The organism is Bradyrhizobium sp. CCBAU 45394 (genome assembly GCF_028128655.1).
In the GTDB taxonomy this organism is placed as follows: Bacteria; Pseudomonadota; Alphaproteobacteria; order Rhizobiales; family Xanthobacteraceae; genus Bradyrhizobium; species Bradyrhizobium diazoefficiens.
Map to the genome: position 1 here is coordinate 174,835 of NZ_LBIX01000017.1, position 16,362 is coordinate 191,196.

Sequence of the window (16,362 nt, forward strand, 5' to 3'; positions counted from 1 at the left end):
GTCATTCCGGGGCACGCGAAGCGTGAACCCGGAATCCATTGGGCCACAGAGACTGCGGATCAATGGATTCCGGGTTCGATGCTGCGCATCGCCCCGGAATGACAAGAACAAAACAACGGGAGGACGACCCATGAGACTGTCTCAGGAGCAATTGGAGTTCTTCCACCGCGAGGGCTGGCTGTTCCTGCCCGAATTGTTCAGCCAGGAGGAGGTCGATCTGCTCGCGCGCGAGGCGGTCGGCATTTACGACGCCAACCGGCCGGAGGTCTGGCGCGAGAAGAGCGGCGCGCCGCGCACGGCGTTTGCCGCGCATCTCTACAACGAGGCCTTCCGCATTCTGGGCGCGCATCCGCGCATGATCGACCCGGTCGAGCAATTGTTCGGCGAGCCTGTCTACATGCACCAGTTCAAGATCAACGCGAAATCGGCCTTCACCGGCGACGTCTGGCAATGGCACCAGGATTACGGCACCTGGAAGCGCGACGACGGCATGCCGGAGCCGCGCGCGATGAACATCGCGATCTTCCTCGACGAGGTGATGCCGATCAACGGCCCCCTGATGCTGGTGCCGCGCAGCCAGAATGCCGGCGATCTCGAAGCCTCGCATGACCTTGCCACCACGTCCTACCCGCTGTGGACGCTGGACGAGGACACCGTGACGCGCCTCGTCAAGCAGGGCGGCATCGTGGCGCCCACGGGCAAGCCCGGCGGCATGCTGATGTTCCACGGCAATCTCGTGCACGGCTCGGCCGGCAACATCACGCCCTACCCGCGCAAGATCGTGTACCTGACGCTGAACGCGGTCTCGAATTATATCCGTACCCCCACGCGGCCCGAATACATCGCCCACCGCGATTTCGCGCCGATCAAGACGGTGGACGACGACGCCCTGCTGCGCCTTGCCCGTGCGCCGCGGCAGGCGGCGGAGTAAGCTGTCATTCCGGGGCGCGACGAAGTCGCGAGCCCGGAATCCATTTATCCGCGTCCTTTGCGGCCCGATGGATTCCGGGCTCGACGCTCCCGGGGCGCGCTTCGCGCGGTCCCGTCGCGTCGCCCGGAATGACTGAACCTGATCGTTCGCGTCGTCCCGACCGCGATAGCACTCTTGGATGTCTCCCATGAACCTCTTCCGCCTCCTCCAGGCCCGCGCGTCCGCCGGCAAGCCTGTCCGTGTCGCGCTGATCGGTGCGGGCAAATTCGGCTCGATGTTTCTCGCGCAGGTGCCGCACACGCCGGGGCTGGAGGTGCCCATCATCGTCGACATCGACCGCGACCGCGCGCGCGAGGCCTGCCGCACGGTCGGCTGGGATGCGGCGCGCATCGCCGCGACCGTGTTCACCGATGACGGCGCACGCGCCATCGCCGGCGGCGCAATGGACGTGGTGGTGGAAGCGACCGGCAATCCGGCCGTCGGCATCAGGCACGCGCGCGCGGCGATCGCGGCGGGCAAGCATATCGTGATGGTCAATGTCGAGGCCGACGTGCTGGCGGGCCCGCTGCTCGCCGAGGAGGCGCGCAAGGCGGGCGTGGTCTATTCGCTCGCCTATGGCGACCAGCCGGCATTGACGGCGGAGATGGTCGACTGGGCCCGCGCCACCGGCTTTCGCGTCGTCGCCGCCGGCAAGGGTACGAAATATCTGCCGGCCTATCACGACGTGACGCCGGACGGCGTCTGGCAGCATTACGGCCTGACCGCCGGCGAAGCACAGTCGGCCGGCATGAACCCGCAGATGTTCAACTCCTTCCTCGACGGCACCAAGTCGGCGATCGAGATGGCCGCGATCGCCAATGCCTGCGGCCTCGACGTGCCGGCGGAGGGACTGCTGTTTCCGCCCTGCGGCGTCGACGATCTGCCGCACATCATGCGGCCGCGATCGCGTGGCGGCGTGCTGGAGCGCTCCGGCGTGGTGGAAGTCGTCTCCTCGCTCGAACGCGACGGACGGCCGGTGTTTCGCGACCTGCGCTGGGGCGTCTATGTCGTGCTGGAGGCTCCGAACGACTATGCCGCCGACTGCTTCAAGCAGTACGGCCTCAAGACCGATTCCAGCGGACGCTTTGCTGCGATGTACAAGCCCTATCACCTGATCGGGCTCGAGCTGAACATCTCGGTGCTGTCGGCCGCGTTGCGGGGTGAGCCGACCGGCCAGCCCCACGGCTTCCGCGGCGACGTCGCAGCGGTGGCCAAGCGGGCGTTGCGCGCCGGCGAAATGCTCGACGGCGAAGGCGGCTACACTGTGTGGGGCAAGCTGGTGCCGGCGGCCGCGAGCCTCAAGGCCGGCGCGCTGCCGATCGGGCTCGCCCATCGCGTGAAGCTGAAACATGACGTTGCGCATGGCACGGTGGTGCGCTGGGACGACGTCGAGTTCGACGCCGGCAACGAGACGATCAGGACGCGAAAGGCGATGGAAGCGGCGTTCGCGAAAGAGGGTTAAGGCGTGTTGGATTGAAGGACTTGCGCCGCTAGCTCCCTCATCTCTCCCGCTCGCGGGAGAGGCATAGGCCGCCTGCTTCGCCGGCGTTCGCACTTGCGAGGGCGGCACGAGGCTTGATTCTCGCGAGCCTCCCGGTCATCCTCGCTAGCGGAACCGCAACGCACGGGATCCACAAAGAGCCCTCAAGGGCCAGCGGAAACACCCACATCGTCACAACACCCCGTCGGTTATCGGCGAAGCAAGGACGACAGAAGATCGTTCCCCTTGTCGAGGAATCGGCGCAATGGAGGGCTACGCATGAAACGTCGTGATTTCTTGAAAGTGACAGGCGCTGGGCTAGCGGCAAGCACGGCCGTTGCCGCACCGGCGATCGCTCAGTCGGCGCCGGAGGTGAAATGGCGGCTCGCCGCGAGCTGGCCCAAGGCGCTCGACACGCTCTATGGCGGCTGTGAATATTTCTGCAAGCGCGTCGCCGAAGTCACCGACAACAAATTCCAGATCCAACCGTTCGCAGCCGGCGAGATCGTCCCGGGCCTGCAGGTGCTCGACGCCGTGTCGAACGGCACCGTCGAGATGGGCAACACGGCGTTGTATTACTATTGGGGCAAGAATCCCGCCTTCACCTTCGGCACGTCGCTGCCGTTCGGGCTGAACACGCGCGCGCATATTTCCTGGCTGCTGTTCGGCGGCGGCACCGAGTTGCTCAACGGCCTCCTGAAGGAATACAATACGGTCGGCATTCCAACCGGCTCGACCGGCGCCCAGATGGGCGGATGGTTCCGGAAGGAGATCAAGTCGATGGAGGATTTCAAGGGATTGAAATTCCGCGTCGGCGGCTTCGCCGGCACGATCATCGCCAAGGTCGGCGGCGTGCCGCAACAGATCGCGGGCGGCGACATCTATCCGGCGCTGGAGAAGGGAACGATCGACGCGGCCGAATGGGTCGGGCCCTATGACGACGAGAAGCTCGGCTTCGTCAAGGTCGCGAAATTCTACTACTATCCGGGCTGGTGGGAAGGCACCGGCCAGGGCCACAACATCATGAATCTCGACAAGTGGAACGCGCTGCCCAAGCACTACCAGGCCGCGATCGAGATCGCCTCACGCGATACCTTCACGTGGGTCACCGGGAAATACGACTACGTCAACCCGCCCGCGCTGAAGCGCCTGCTGGTGGCCGGCGCGATCCTGAAGCCGTTCCCGCAGGAGGTGCTGGAGGCCTGCTACAGCGCCGCGAACGAGATCTACGCGGATCTCTCCAAGACCAACCCGCACTTCGCCAAGATGTACACGAGCCTGTCCGCATTCCGGAACGAATCGCTCGCCTGGATGCAGGTCGCCGAGCTCAGCTACGACAGCTTCATGATGCGGATGCGCACGCGGACGTGAGGCGCCGAACGGCGAACGACGTCAGGAACGACGAAAGCCCCGGAGATGTCTCCGGGGCTTTCGCTTTGGTCTTTCCGCTTGCGCGGGGAGGGATGATAGCCGTCGTGCGGCTAGAGCGGAATGGCTTTAGGTTAAATCGATCGCTGCGGCTCGCTTACCTCTCCCGCTTGCGGGAGAGGTCGGCGCGAAGCGCCGGGTGAGGGCTTTCTCCTCTTGGGGATTGTCCCATTGCGGAAACACCCTCTCCCCGCCCCTCTCCCGCAAGCGGGAGAGGGAGTGCACCTCCGTCGTTGCAGCAATCAAGCCTATCTCGTCGCGCGCTAGACCAACCCGCCCGCATCCGCGACGCGGCGCTGGTGATAGTCGGTGTCGCCGAAGGTGTTCTCGATCATCGTCAGGCGCTTGAAGTAGTGGCCGATCTTCGCCTCCATGGTCATGCCGATGCCGCCGTGGAGCTGGATCGACTGCTGGCCGACGAATTTCAGCGACTTGCCGATCTGCACCTTGGCCGCGGCGATCGCGTTGGAGCGCTCTTTGGCGTTCTCGAAGTCGTTCGCCATGGTTGCGAACATCGACATCGAGCGTGCCTGCTCGGCGGCGACGAACATGTCGGACGCGCGGTGCTGGAGCGACTGGAACGAGCCGATCGCGACGCCGAACTGCTTGCGCGTCTTGATGTACTCGACCGTGGTCTTGAGCGACTCGTCCATCAGGCCGACCGCCTCGGCGCAAAGCGCGACGCGAGCTTCGTCAACGACGCGTTCGATCAGCGAGAGCGAATCCTCGGGATTGCCGATCGCGGCATCCGCGCCCACCTCGACACCGGTGAAGGTGATGTCGGCGGCGTGCAGGCCGTCCTGGGTCGGGTACGATTTCTTCGTCACGCCCTTGGCATTCGCCGGGACCAGGAACACGCCGATCCCGGTCTTGTCGCGGCGGTCACCCTTGGTGCGGGCGGTCACGAGAAGCGTGGCGGCGTTCTCGCCGTTGAGCACGACGAACTTTTCGCCGTCGATGATCCAGCCGTCGGCCTTCTTCTTCGCGGTCGTCGAGACGTCGAACAGATCGTAGCGCGAGTTCTTCTCGAGCTGGGCAAACGCAAGCGTCTTGCTGCCGTCGATGATCACGGGCACATGCGCAGCCTTCTGCGCATCCGAGCCGGCGTGACGCAGGAAGCCGCCGCCGATCACGACGGTTGCGAGATAGGGCTCGAGCACCAGCGCCTTGCCGAGCGCTTCCATCACGATCATGGTCTCGACGCCGCCGCCGCCGAAGCCGCCATCGGCCTCCGCGAACGGCAGGCCGAGCAGGCCCTGCTCCGCGAGCTTGCCCCAGACGGCCTGGCTCCAGCCGCCCTTCTCCTTCATGTACTTCTTGCGGCTCTCGAAATCGTAGGAATCGGTCAGCAGGCCGTCGATGCTTTCCTTGAGAAGCCGCTGCTCCTCGGACAGATCAAAATCCATTTCTTTGGTTCCTCGTACCCGGAATTTTTGCTTCGTCATTCCGGGACACGCGCGATAGCGCGGGGACCCGGAATCCAGAGATTGTGGCGCGAGATTCCGGGTTCGCGCTGGCGCGCGCCCCGGAATGACGTTTAGAGCCCCAGCACCGCCTTGGCGATGATGTTGCGCTGGATCTCGTTGGAGCCGCCGTAGATCGAGACCTTGCGGTTGTTGAAGTAGCTCGGCGCGATCTGGGCGGTCCACTCCATGGCTTCGTTGGAGCCGTCGTCGCCGTGCACGTCGTAGGGCGCGGCGAACGGGCCGATCACTTCCATGAGCAGCTCGGTGGTGGTCTGCTGGATCTCGGAGCCCTTGATCTTCAGCACCGAGGAGGCCGGATTGGGCTTGCCCTTGCCGTGCTTGCCCTCGTCGGCGACGACGCGGAGCTGCGTCAGCTCGAGCGCCTTCAGCTCGATCTCGCAGGCCGCCAGCTTCTCGCGGAAGGCGGCGTCCTGGATGATCGGCTTGCCGCCGGATTCGACCTTGGAAGCGAGATCGCGGATGCGGCGCAGCCGCTCCTTGGAGACGCCGACGCGCGCGATGCCGGTGCGCTCATTGCCGAGCAGGAATTTTGCGTAATCCCAGCCCTTGTTCTCCTCGCCGATCAGGTTCTCGTAGGGCACCTCGACGTCGTCGAAGAACACCTCGTTGACCTCGACGCCGCCGTCGATGGTCTGGATCGGGCGCACGGTGACGCCCTTCGACTTCATCGAGAACACGATGAAGGAGATGCCCATCTGCTTCTTGGCGGTCGCGTCGGTGCGGCAGAGACAGAAGATCATGTCGGCGTGCTGGGCCAGCGTCGTCCAGGTCTTCTGGCCGTTGATGATCCACTTGTCGCCCTTGCGCTCGGCCTTCGTCTTCAGCGAGGCGAGATCAGAGCCGGAGCCGGGCTCGGAGAAGCCCTGGCACCACCAATCGTCAACGCTGGCGATGCGCGGCAGGTACTTCTTCTTCTGCTCCTCGTTGCCGAAGGTGTAGATGACGGGGCCGACCATGCTGACGCCGAAGGCGAGCGGCTGCGGCGCCGGATAGGACTGCAGCTCCTCGTTGAAGATGTAGTGCTGCACGGACGTCCACCCCGTGCCGCCATATTGCTTCGGCCAGTGGCTGACGCCCCAGCCCTTCTTGTTGAGGATGCGCCACCACGTCACCATCTCGTCCTTCGAGAGGTGGCGGCCCTCGACCAGCTTGCGCCGCGTATCCGGCGGCACATTGTCGCGGAAGAATGACCGCACTTCCTCGCGAAACGCCTGCTCTTCTTTCGTGAATGCGAGATCCATCGGATCCTCCTGTTTCCCCGTCGTCCTGGCGAAAGCCAGGACCCATTACCACCGACCTTCGTTTTGCGAAGGCAACTGCTGTCTGTCCGCCAAACTCCTGCTGCGGAGTATGGGTCCTGGCTTTCGCCAGGACGACAGAAAATTACTGCAACACCTCGAACAACCCGGCCGCGCCCATGCCGCCGCCGACGCACATGGTGACGACCGCGTACTTGGCCTTGCGGCGGCGGCCTTCGATCAGGGCGTGGCCGGTCAGGCGCGCGCCGGACATGCCGTAGGGATGGCCGACCGCGATCGCACCGCCATTGACGTTGATCTTCTCGGGGTCGATGCCGAGCTTGTCGCGGCAATACAGCACCTGCACCGCGAAGGCTTCGTTGAGCTCCCAGAGGCCGATGTCGTCGACGGTGAGGCCGTGGCGCTTGAGCAGGCGCGGCACGGCGAAGACCGGGCCGATGCCCATCTCGTCCGGCTCGCAGCCGGCGGAGACGAAGCCGCGGAAGATGCCGAGCGGCTTGAGGCCGCGCTTAGCGGCCTCCTTGTCGCTCATGATGACGGTGGCGCTGGCGCCATCCGAGAGCTGGCTGGCGTTGCCGGCGGTGACGGAAAAGCCTTCGCCGCGCACGGGCTTGAGGCCGGCGAGACCTTCAGCCGTGGTCTCGGGGCGCGGGCCTTCGTCCTGCGACAAGGTCACCTCCTTGAACGAGACCGCGCCGGTCGCCTTGTCGGTGACCGCCATCTGCGTGGTGATCGGCGCGAGCTCGTCCTTGAACTTGCCGCCCTGCTGCGCGGCCGCGGTGCGGCGCTGGCTCTCCAGCGAATATTCGTCCTGCTTCTCGCGCGAGATGCCGTAGCGCTTGGCGACGATTTCGGCCGTGTCGATCATGGGCATGTAGACCTCGCCCTTGATCTTGAGCAGCGCCGGGTCCTGGGCGTGGAAGCCGTTCATCTTGTCGTTCTGCACGAGGCTGATCGACTCGCCGCCGCCGCCGACCGCGATCTCGACGCCGTCGAAGATCACCGAGCGCGCGGCGAGCGCGATGGCCTGGAGGCCCGAGGCGCACTGCCGGTCGATGGTGGTGCCGGCGACCGTGACGGGCAGGCCGGCGCGGAGCAGCGCCTTGCGTGCGATGTTGCCACCGGTCGCGCCCTGCTGGAGGGCGGCGCCCATCACCACGTCCTCGACCTCCTTCGGATCGACCTTGGCGCGGGCAACGGCTTCGCCGATGGCGTGGCCGAGCAGCGTGGCGCCCTCGGTGGCGTTGAGCATGCCGCGATAGGCCTTGCCGATCGGCGTGCGGGCGGTGGAAACGATGACGGCGTCGGTCAAGAACGACCTCCTGATGCAAGTTGGGTGGATTGTGACGGTTTCTGCTGCTGGCGCAATTCGTGACGCGACAGTTTTCCGACCGGCGTGCGCGGCAGATCGTCGACGAACTCGACCTCTACAGGCATTTCGTGCTTGCCGACCTTGCCGGCAAGCTGCGCGCGCAGCTCGTCGAGCGAGAACGGTTTTGCGCCGGATTTGAGCTTGATGAAGGCCTTGGCGGCCTCGCCGCGATACTGGTCGGGGATGCCGAGCACGATCACCTCGTGCACGCCGGGAAGGGTGTAGATCGCCTGCTCGATCATCTGCGGATAGACGTTGAAGCCGCCGGAGATGATCATGTCCTTCTTGCGGTCGACCAGGAAGAAATAGCCGTCGGTATCGACATAGCCGATGTCGCCGGTGAGGAAGCGGCCGTCGATGAAAGCCTCCGCGGATCCCTCGGGCTTGTTCCAATAGCCCCTGGTGACGTTCGGGCCCTTGATGCGGATCTCGCCGACCTCGCCCGGCGGCAGCACTTTTGTCGGATCGTCCAGCGACACGACGTCGAGCTCGATGCCGGGCAGCATCAGCCCGATCGAGCCGGGCTTGTCGGGGCCCGTGGGCGGATGGCCGGTGCCGGGCGAGCAGGTCTCGGTCATGCCCCAGCCGCTGCGCAGCTTCTTGCCGACCTTGCGCTCGAAAAAGTTCGCGATCTCCACCGGCAGCGGCGCGCCGCCGGAGCCGATCGTCGCAAGCGAGGAGAAATCGCGCTTGTCCAGATCGGGCAGCGCTGCGATCGCGATCCACATCGTCGGCACGCCCGGGAAATAGGTGGCGCGCTTGACCTCGATGTCGCGCATGACAGCTTCGACGTCGAAGCGCTGGTGGATCGAGATCAGATTGCCGCGGCGGAGCGAGGACAACAGCACGACGGTGAGCGCGTAGATGTGGAACAGCGGCAGCACGCAGATCACGCGCTCGACGACGTCACCGCGGCTCGCGCGCGATGACTTGCCCCAGACGTCGTAGATCGACACCGCCGACGTCAGATTACCGTGCGTGAGCATCGCGCCCTTGGGCAGGCCGGTGGTGCCGCCGGTATATTGCAGCAGGGCAACGTCGCCGGCCGTGACTTTTGGCCACTCTGCCGGCGCGGCGGCGTCTTCGACGAAGGTCTTGAAGGTGACGATGCGGGGATCAGGGGGGATCGCGGCCTGGGGCGTGCCGACCTTGCCCCAATTATCGTCCTCGCAGACGACGAGGCGATCGATCAGGCCCTTCTCCAAAAATTTCAGCGCCGTCGGCAGCAGCGCGGCGAGGTTGGAGGTGACGAGCAGGCGCGAGCCGGAGTCGGACACCTTGTGGGTCAGCGCGATCTCGCCGTCGAGCGGCGACAGATGGGCAACGCGGGCGCCGGCCTTCAGCGCGCCGAAGAAATTGACGGGGTGATCGGGCGTGTTGCCGAGGAACAGCGCGACGGAGGCGTTCTTGCCGCAGCCGGCGCGGAGGAACGCCGCCGCGGCACGCTCGGCCATCGCGGCGAGCTCGGTGTAGGTGATCGGACGTTCGCGAAATTCCAGCGCGGTGCGCGGGCCGTAATCGGCGGCGGCTTTCGACAGCAGGTCGGGGAGCGTGCCCTGGACGATGGTGTCGTCCCAACGCACGCCCTCGGGATAAAACTGTTCGCCGGGATGGGTCATTTACTACATCACACTCAGTGGTCATTCCGGGGCGCGACAAAGTCGCGAACCCGGAATCCATCGAGCAGCATACTCGAAGGCGAAATGGATTCCGGGTCTGGCCCTTCGGGCCATCCCGGAATGACGAGAGGATAGCCAGCGGCCATCACGCCGCCTTCGACGCCGCCGCCAGCGAGGCGAAGGTCTTGCCCTCCGCCGCGAGCTTCTTCAGCAGCGGCGCGGGCTCGAGGCTGGGGTCGTTGGTCTCCTTGGCGTAGAACGACAGGCGATCGGCGATGTGCTTGAGGCCGACGGTGTCGGCCCAGAACATCGGGCCGCCGCGATAGATCGGCCAGCCATAGCCATAGAGCCAGACCACGTCGATGTCGGAGGGGCGCGCCGCGATGCCTTCCTCGAGGATCTTTGCGCCCTCGTTGATCATCGGATACATCATGCGCTCGAGGATCTCCTCGTCGCTGACGGCGCGCTTCTTGCGGCCGAGGCGGGCAAGCGTCTCGTCGATCAGCTTCTCGACCTCAGGGTCGGGCAGCGCCGAGCGGGAGCCGGCTTCGTACTTGTAGTAGCCCTTGCCGGTCTTCTGGCCGAAGCGTCCGGCTTCGCAGAGCGCGTCCGCGATCTCGGACTTGATGCCGCGGTCTTTCCGCGAGCGCCAGCCGATGTCGAGGCCGGCGAGATCGCCCATCGCGAACGGCCCCATCGGCATGCCGAACTTGGTGACGACCGCGTCGACCTGCTGCGGCAAGGCGCCTTCGAACAGCAGCTTCTCGGACTGCTTGCCGCGCTGTGCCAGCATGCGGTTGCCGACGAAGCCGTCGCAGACGCCGACCACGGCCGGCACCTTCGCGATCTTGCGCGCGATGGTGACGGCGGTCACCAGCGCATCCGGCGCGGTCTTGTCGGCGCGGACGATCTCGCACAGCTTCATGACGTTGGCCGGCGAGAAGAAGTGCATGCCGAGCACGTCCTGCGGACGCTTGGTCGACTTCGCGATCTCGTCGATGTTGAGATACGAGGTGTTGGAGGCGAGCACGGCGCCGGGCTTCGCAAACTGGTCGAGCTTGCCGAACACTTCCTTCTTGACCGCCATGGTCTCGAACACGGCCTCGATGACGAGGTCGGCATCGCCGACATTCTCGATGCCGACGACGCCGGTGATCAGCGCCATGCGCTTGGCGGGCGCGTCCGCCGGGATGCCGCCGCGCGCGGCGGTCGCCTCCCAGTTCTTCTGCATGATGCCGAGGCCGCGCTTGAGCTGCTCCTCGCCGGTCTCGATCAGGGTGACGGGAACCCCGGCATTGGCAAACGACATCGCGATGCCGCCGCCCATGGTGCCGGCGCCGAGAATGGCAACACGGTTGACGGGGCGCGACTTGGTACCCTCAGGCACGCCGGCGATCTTGGCGGCCTCACGCTCGGCGAAGAAGGCGTAGCGCTGCGCCTTGGACTGGTCGCTGGCGACCAGCTTGAGGAAGCCCTCGCGCTCCTTCTTCAGGCCCTCGTCGAACGGAAAATCGATGGCGTAGCCGACCGCGTCGGCGGCCGCGAACGGCGCCTCCAGCCCGCGCGACTTCTTGGTCATGGCGGCCACCGCATTGGTGAAGATCGAGCGGTCGACCTTGGCGGCCGCGAGCTTGGAATCGTCGTCGCGCAGGCGGCGCAGCGGACGCTTCTCGGCCAGCAATTTGCGGACGAAGGCTTCGCCGCCGGAGGCTGGACCCTCGACGATCTCCTCGATCAGGCCGTTCTTGAGCGCTTCCGCCGCACCGATCGGATCGCCGCCGACGATCATCTTGACGGCGAGTTCGGGGCCGACCGCGCGCGGCAGGCGCTGGGTGCCGCCGGCGCCCGGCAGCAGGCCGAGCTTCACCTCGGGCAGGCCGAGCTTGGCCTCCTTCACCGCAACGCGGAAATGACAGGCCAGCGCGACCTCGAGGCCGCCGCCGAGCGCGGTGCCGTGAATTGCGGCAACGACCGGCTTCGGCGAGTTCTCGATCTCGGACAGCACGTCGTTGAGGGCGGGCGACTTCGGCGGCTTGCCGAATTCGGTGATATCGGCACCGGCGATGAAGGTGCGGCCGGCGCAGGTCAGCACGATGCCCTTGATCGCCGGATCGGCGACCGCGGCCTTGATGCACTCCAAAATGCCACCGCGGACTGCGGCACTCAGCGCATTGACCGGAGGGCTGTCGACCGTGACGATCCCGACTTCGTCATGACGCTCAAGCTTGACCACTTCGCTCACGGTTTCCCTCCTTGGTGGGGATTTACTTTTGTTCGATTTCGCGGTGCGGAATTTAATTCCGCATCTTGACGGCAGGGTTATTTTGAAGCACGGACGTTGTCAACGACTCCGCGCAAGAAGCAGATCAGGGATGAAGCGTACAGGAAAGAAGACTGCGACCGATCGGAATTTCGTCGTCGCGCTTTCCCGCGGACTTGATGTATTGCGCGCATTCCAACCCAGCGACGGACTTCTCGGCAACCAGGAGATCGCGGCCCGCACCAATCTGCCCAAGCCGACCGTTTCGCGCCTGACCTACACGTTGACGAAGCTCGGTTATCTGACGCCGGTTCCCCGTTTCGAGAAGTACCAGCTCGCGCCGGCCGCGATGGCGCTCGGCTATGCGGCGTTATCCAATCTCGGCGTTCGGCATTTGTCCGAACCGTTTCGCGAGGAAGTGATGCGCGCGACCGGCGGCGCGGTCGCGATCGGGGGCCGCGACCGTCACAGCATGATCTATTTCGGGCAGAGCCGCGGCAGCGAGACGGTCGGCGTTCAACTTGACGTCGGCTCCCGCGTGCCGATTGCAACCAGCGCCATGGGCCGCGCCTATTTCTGGGCGCTGGCTGACGAAGATCGCGCCGAGCTGTCGCGCGTCCTGCGCGAGCATTACGGCAGCCGCTGGCCGAAGATGCGCGATGGCCTCGAACGTTCCGGCGAGACCGTCGCGAAATACGGCTTTGCGATTTCCGTCGGCGACTGGCACGACGACATCGGCGCCGCCGGCGTCGCGCTCAAGCTCAACGATGGAACCGGACCTTACGCATTCAATTGCGGCGCGCCCGCATTCCGCTTCACGGAAGAGCGTTTGATCAACGACATTGGACCGCGTCTCTTAGCGATGGTAAGGAACATCGAAGCGGCACTCGGGGGTCTGATGCCGCATTCCAAAAAAGAAGTCAGCAAAAAGCTGAAATCAGGAGGAAAAGTTGCGCGTGTGGCCGAGGGGTTCAGATAGCCTTTGTCATGATCGGGAGCGGTTCGCATCGCCCCGTCGCCCACTGAAATTTGTGGGCGAGACGAGATGACGCAGGCACAGCTCGCGCAGGGGACATCGCCCCTGCTCGCGGTTCGCGACGTCAGCGTCGTGTTCGGCGGCATCATCGCGCTCAACGGTGTGTCCTTCGACATGCACAAGGGCCAGATCCTCGGATTGATCGGCCCCAACGGCGCCGGCAAGACGACGCTCTTCAACTGCCTCTCGCGGCTCTACCAGCCGTCGTCCGGCGACATCCTGATGGAGGGCGCGAGCATCCTGTCGCGGCCGCCGCACCGGATCGCCGAGATCGGCATCGGCCGCACCTTCCAGAACGTGGCGCTGTTTCCGAACCTCTCGGTGATGGACAACGTCCGCGTCGGCGCCCATTCGAAGACCTCCAGCGACATCATCAGCGACTCCCTGAGACTGGCCTGGGTCCGGCGCAGCGAGAACGACGTGAACAAGAAGGTGTACGAGATCCTCGCCTATCTCGACCTCGAGGAGGTCGCGCACACCGTCGTGTCCGGCCTGCCCTTCGGCACGCAGAAGCGCGTCGAGCTGGCGCGCGCACTGGCGGCCGATCCGAAGATCCTGCTGCTCGACGAGCCGGCCGGCGGCCTCAATCACGAGGAAGTCTACGTGCTTGGCGACCTCATCCGCCGCATCCGCGACGACCGCCACATGACCGTGCTGCTGGTCGAGCATCACATGGGCCTCGTGATGTCGATCGCCGACCACGTCGTCGCGCTCAATTTCGGCAAGAAGCTCGCGGAAGGCACCCCCGCCCAGGTGCAGGCGGACCCCGACGTCATCAAGGCCTATCTCGGGAGCAAGGACCAATGACGACACTGCTCAACGTCAAGGACCTGCGCGCCTATTACGGCCAGGTCCAGGCGCTCCATGGCCTGTCCTTCTCGCTCAACGAGGGCTCGCTGACGACGCTGCTGGGCGCCAACGGCGCCGGCAAGACCACCACGTTGCGCGCGATCTGCAACATGGTGCGCTCGACCGGCGGAATCGAGTTCGACGGCAAGCCGCTCAACAACCGCTCCACCGAGAGCATCGTGCGGTTCGGCATCGCCCATGTGCCGCAAGGCCGCGGCACCTTCACCAACATGACGGTGGAGGAGAACCTCCAGCTGGGAGCGATCACCCGCAAGGACGGCGCCGGCATCGTCTCCGACATCGAGCGCATGTATGCGCATTTCCCGGTGCTCAAGCAGCGCCACACCCAGCAGGCCGGCACCCTCTCGGGCGGCGAGCAGCAGATGCTCGCGGTCGCCCGCGCCCTGATGCTGCGGCCGCGCCTGATGCTGCTGGACGAGCCGTCCTTCGGCCTCGCCCCTCTCGTCGTGCGCGACCTGTTCGGCATCCTCGGCAAGATCAACCGCGAGGACAAGGTGTCGATCCTGGTGGTCGAGCAGAACGCCCAGCTCGCGCTCGAGCTCGCCGACCAGGCCTACGTGATCGAGACCGGCCGCATCGTGATGTCGGGCAACGCCAAGGACATCGCGAACAACGAAGAAATCCGCAAATCCTATCTGGGTTACTGAGGAGCCGGCACGATGGAGCTTTTCACCAATCAAGTGCTGGCCGGCATCGCCACGGGCGCGATCTATGCCTGCATGGCGCTCGCCGTGGTCATGATCTACCAGGCCATCGACCATCTCAACTTCGCGCAGGGCGAGATGGCGATGTTCTCGACCTTCATCTCCTGGCAGCTGATGCAGTGGGGCATCCCCTACTGGGCCGCTTTCGTCATCACGCTGGCGCTCTCCTTCGTCGGCGGCATCGCGATCGAGCGCATCCTGTTCAAGCCGCTGGCGAAGGCGCCCGTGCTGACCAACGTCGCCGGCTTCATCGCGCTGTTCGCGATCATCAACTCCTCGGCCGGCCTGATCTGGGACTTCACCATCAAGCAATATCCGACCCCGTTCGGCTCTTCGCCGTTCCTCGGCAGCCAGCTGATCTCGACCCACCAGGCCGGCATGATCGGCGTCACCGTGCTGCTGCTGCTCGGCCTGTATTTCTTCTTCCAGTACACGCGGATCGGCCTTGCCATGCGCGCGGCCGCCTCGGTGCCTGAATCGGCGCGCCTCGTAGGCATCAACACGAGCTGGATGATCGCGCTCGGCTGGGGCATGGCGTCCGCGATCGGCTCGATCGCCGGCATGCTGATCGCGCCCGTGGTGTTCCTCGAGCCCAACATGATGGGCGGCGTGCTGATCTACGGCTTTGCCGCCGCGGTGCTGGGCGGACTGACCAGCCCGTTCGGCGCCGTGGTCGGCGGCTTCCTGGTCGGCATCTTCGAGAACCTCGCCGGCACCTACATCCCCGGCGTCGGCAACGAGCTGAAACTCCCGATCGCGCTCGCGCTGATCATCTCCGTCCTGGTCGTCAAACCCGCTGGTCTGTTCGGCCGGCACATCGTCAAGCGAGTTTGATCATGAGCGCAGCAGAAGAAGTCGTCGCCGAAGGCCATCAGGCGGTCGAGGCCGTTCCGAAGCGCGCCATGACGCTGGGCACCGGCACCTCGCTGGTGGTGCTGGCTGCGCTGCTGATCGCACCCGTCTTCGTCAAGAACTTCATCATCTTCCAGATGACGATGCTCCTGATCTACGGGCTCGCGGTGCTCGCGCTGAACATCCTGACCGGCGGCTCGGGCCAGTTCTCGCTCGGCCAGAGCGCCTTCTACGCCGTCGGCGCCTATACGACGGCGGTGCTGATGGAGCACTTCAACATCAACTATGCGCTGACGCTGCCGGTCGCCGGCGTGGTCTGCTTCGGCTTCGGCTTCCTGTTCGGACAGCCGGCGCTGCGGCTCTCCGGCGTCTATCTGGCGCTCGCGACCTTCGCGCTCGCCACCGCCATGCCGCAGCTTCTGAAGCTGAACTTCCTCGAGCACTGGACCGGCGGCGTGCAGGGCCTCGTCGTCACCAAGCCCGACGCGCCGTTCGGCCTGCCGATGTCGCAGGACATGTGGCTGTACTACTTCACGCTGGTCGTCGTGATCGCGATCTACATCTTCTCGGTGAACCTGCTGCGCTCCCGTTCGGGCCGCGCCTTCATGGCGATCCGCGACAACGAGATCGCGGCCTCCGCCATGGGCGTGGACGTCGCGCTGTACAAGACCCTGGCCTTCGGCGTCTCCGCGGCCATCACCGGTATCGCCGGCTCGCTCGGCGCCATCGCGGTGCAGTTCGTGGCGCCCGACAGCTACACCATCACGCTCGCGATCTCGCTGTTCCTCGGCATGGTCGTCGGCGGCGTCGGCTGGCTGCCCGGCTCGATCGTCGGCGCCGCCTTCATCATCTTCGTGCCGAACATCGCGGAAGGCATCTCCAAGGGCCTCTCCGGCGCCGTGTTCGGCGTGCTCCTGTTCGCCGTCATCTACCTCGTGCCGCATGGCGCAAGGCAAATCGCAATCCTGGGCCAGCAACTCGCCGGAAGGCTCAGAAAGAACTGAAACCCTCTTAAGGAAGGAGAC

General features: G+C 65.3%; 13 protein-coding genes. 8 read left to right on the forward strand and 5 right to left on the reverse strand.

Going from position 1 to position 16,362, the window contains the following annotated elements:
• The first annotated feature begins 130 nt into the window (after positions 1-130).
• From WN73_RS10335 to WN73_RS10345, 3 genes are all read left to right on the forward strand, one after another.
• Positions 131-931 carry a phytanoyl-CoA dioxygenase family protein gene (locus tag WN73_RS10335; protein WP_028173807.1) on the forward strand — a complete coding sequence of 267 codons (801 nt, stop codon included), beginning with the start codon at positions 131-133 and terminating at the stop codon, positions 929-931.
• 187 nt (positions 932-1,118) lie between these two features.
• On the forward strand, positions 1,119-2,432 hold the full coding sequence (locus tag WN73_RS10340) for an NAD(P)H-dependent oxidoreductase (RefSeq protein WP_028173806.1): 1,314 nt from the start codon (positions 1,119-1,121) through the stop codon (positions 2,430-2,432).
• A gap of 297 nt (positions 2,433-2,729) precedes the next feature.
• Entirely contained in the window at positions 2,730-3,821 is a 1,092-nt protein-coding gene (locus WN73_RS10345) for a TRAP transporter substrate-binding protein (protein WP_028173805.1), read from the forward strand.
• Positions 3,822-4,141: 320 nt separating this feature from the next.
• On the opposite strand, the gene pimD is transcribed toward WN73_RS10345, so the two are convergent.
• From pimD to WN73_RS10370, 5 genes are all read right to left on the reverse strand, one after another.
• On the reverse strand, positions 4,142-5,284 hold the full coding sequence (pimD, locus tag WN73_RS10350; RefSeq protein WP_028173804.1) for a pimeloyl-CoA dehydrogenase small subunit: 1,143 nt from the start codon (positions 5,282-5,284) through the stop codon (positions 4,142-4,144).
• 131 nt (positions 5,285-5,415) lie between these two features.
• On the reverse strand, positions 5,416-6,606 hold the full coding sequence (gene pimC / locus WN73_RS10355) for a pimeloyl-CoA dehydrogenase large subunit (RefSeq protein ID WP_028173803.1): 1,191 nt from the start codon (positions 6,604-6,606) through the stop codon (positions 5,416-5,418).
• A 142-nt stretch (positions 6,607-6,748) separates the two neighbouring features.
• Complete coding sequence (locus WN73_RS10360) at positions 6,749-7,936, reverse strand: acetyl-CoA C-acyltransferase (protein WP_028173802.1); 1,188 nt, start codon at positions 7,934-7,936, stop codon at positions 6,749-6,751.
• A complete protein-coding gene (pimA, locus tag WN73_RS10365; protein ID WP_028173801.1) occupies positions 7,933-9,615 on the reverse strand; it encodes a dicarboxylate--CoA ligase PimA in 1,683 nt (560 codons plus the stop codon). Before pimA ends, WN73_RS10360 begins: the two co-directional genes overlap by 4 nt.
• A gap of 145 nt (positions 9,616-9,760) precedes the next feature.
• Positions 9,761-11,857, reverse strand: coding sequence for a 3-hydroxyacyl-CoA dehydrogenase NAD-binding domain-containing protein (locus WN73_RS10370; RefSeq protein ID WP_271552619.1), 2,097 nt, complete (start codon positions 11,855-11,857; stop codon positions 9,761-9,763).
• Between the two features lie 130 nt (positions 11,858-11,987).
• On the opposite strand from WN73_RS10370, the gene WN73_RS10375 reads away from it, so the two are divergent.
• The 5 genes from WN73_RS10375 to WN73_RS10395 all read left to right on the forward strand — a co-directional run bounded on the left by WN73_RS10375 (position 11,988) and on the right by WN73_RS10395 (position 16,341).
• Entirely contained in the window at positions 11,988-12,854 is an 867-nt protein-coding gene (locus WN73_RS10375; RefSeq protein ID WP_028173799.1) for an IclR family transcriptional regulator, read from the forward strand.
• Between the two features lie 66 nt (positions 12,855-12,920).
• Positions 12,921-13,718 (forward strand): ABC transporter ATP-binding protein, encoded by a 798-nt coding sequence (locus WN73_RS10380; RefSeq protein ID WP_011090547.1) that lies wholly within the window; start codon positions 12,921-12,923, stop codon positions 13,716-13,718.
• Positions 13,715-14,428 carry an ABC transporter ATP-binding protein gene (locus WN73_RS10385; protein ID WP_011090548.1) on the forward strand — a complete coding sequence of 238 codons (714 nt, stop codon included), beginning with the start codon at positions 13,715-13,717 and terminating at the stop codon, positions 14,426-14,428. Before WN73_RS10380 ends, WN73_RS10385 begins: the two co-directional genes overlap by 4 nt.
• Before the next feature lie 12 nt (positions 14,429-14,440).
• On the forward strand, positions 14,441-15,319 hold the full coding sequence (locus tag WN73_RS10390) for a branched-chain amino acid ABC transporter permease (RefSeq protein WP_011090549.1): 879 nt from the start codon (positions 14,441-14,443) through the stop codon (positions 15,317-15,319).
• A gap of 2 nt (positions 15,320-15,321) precedes the next feature.
• The gene (locus tag WN73_RS10395) at positions 15,322-16,341 is read left to right on the forward strand and encodes a branched-chain amino acid ABC transporter permease (protein ID WP_011090550.1); all 1,020 of its coding nucleotides are present in this window, start codon (positions 15,322-15,324) and stop codon (positions 16,339-16,341) included.
• The last annotated feature ends 21 nt before the right edge of the window (positions 16,342-16,362 follow it).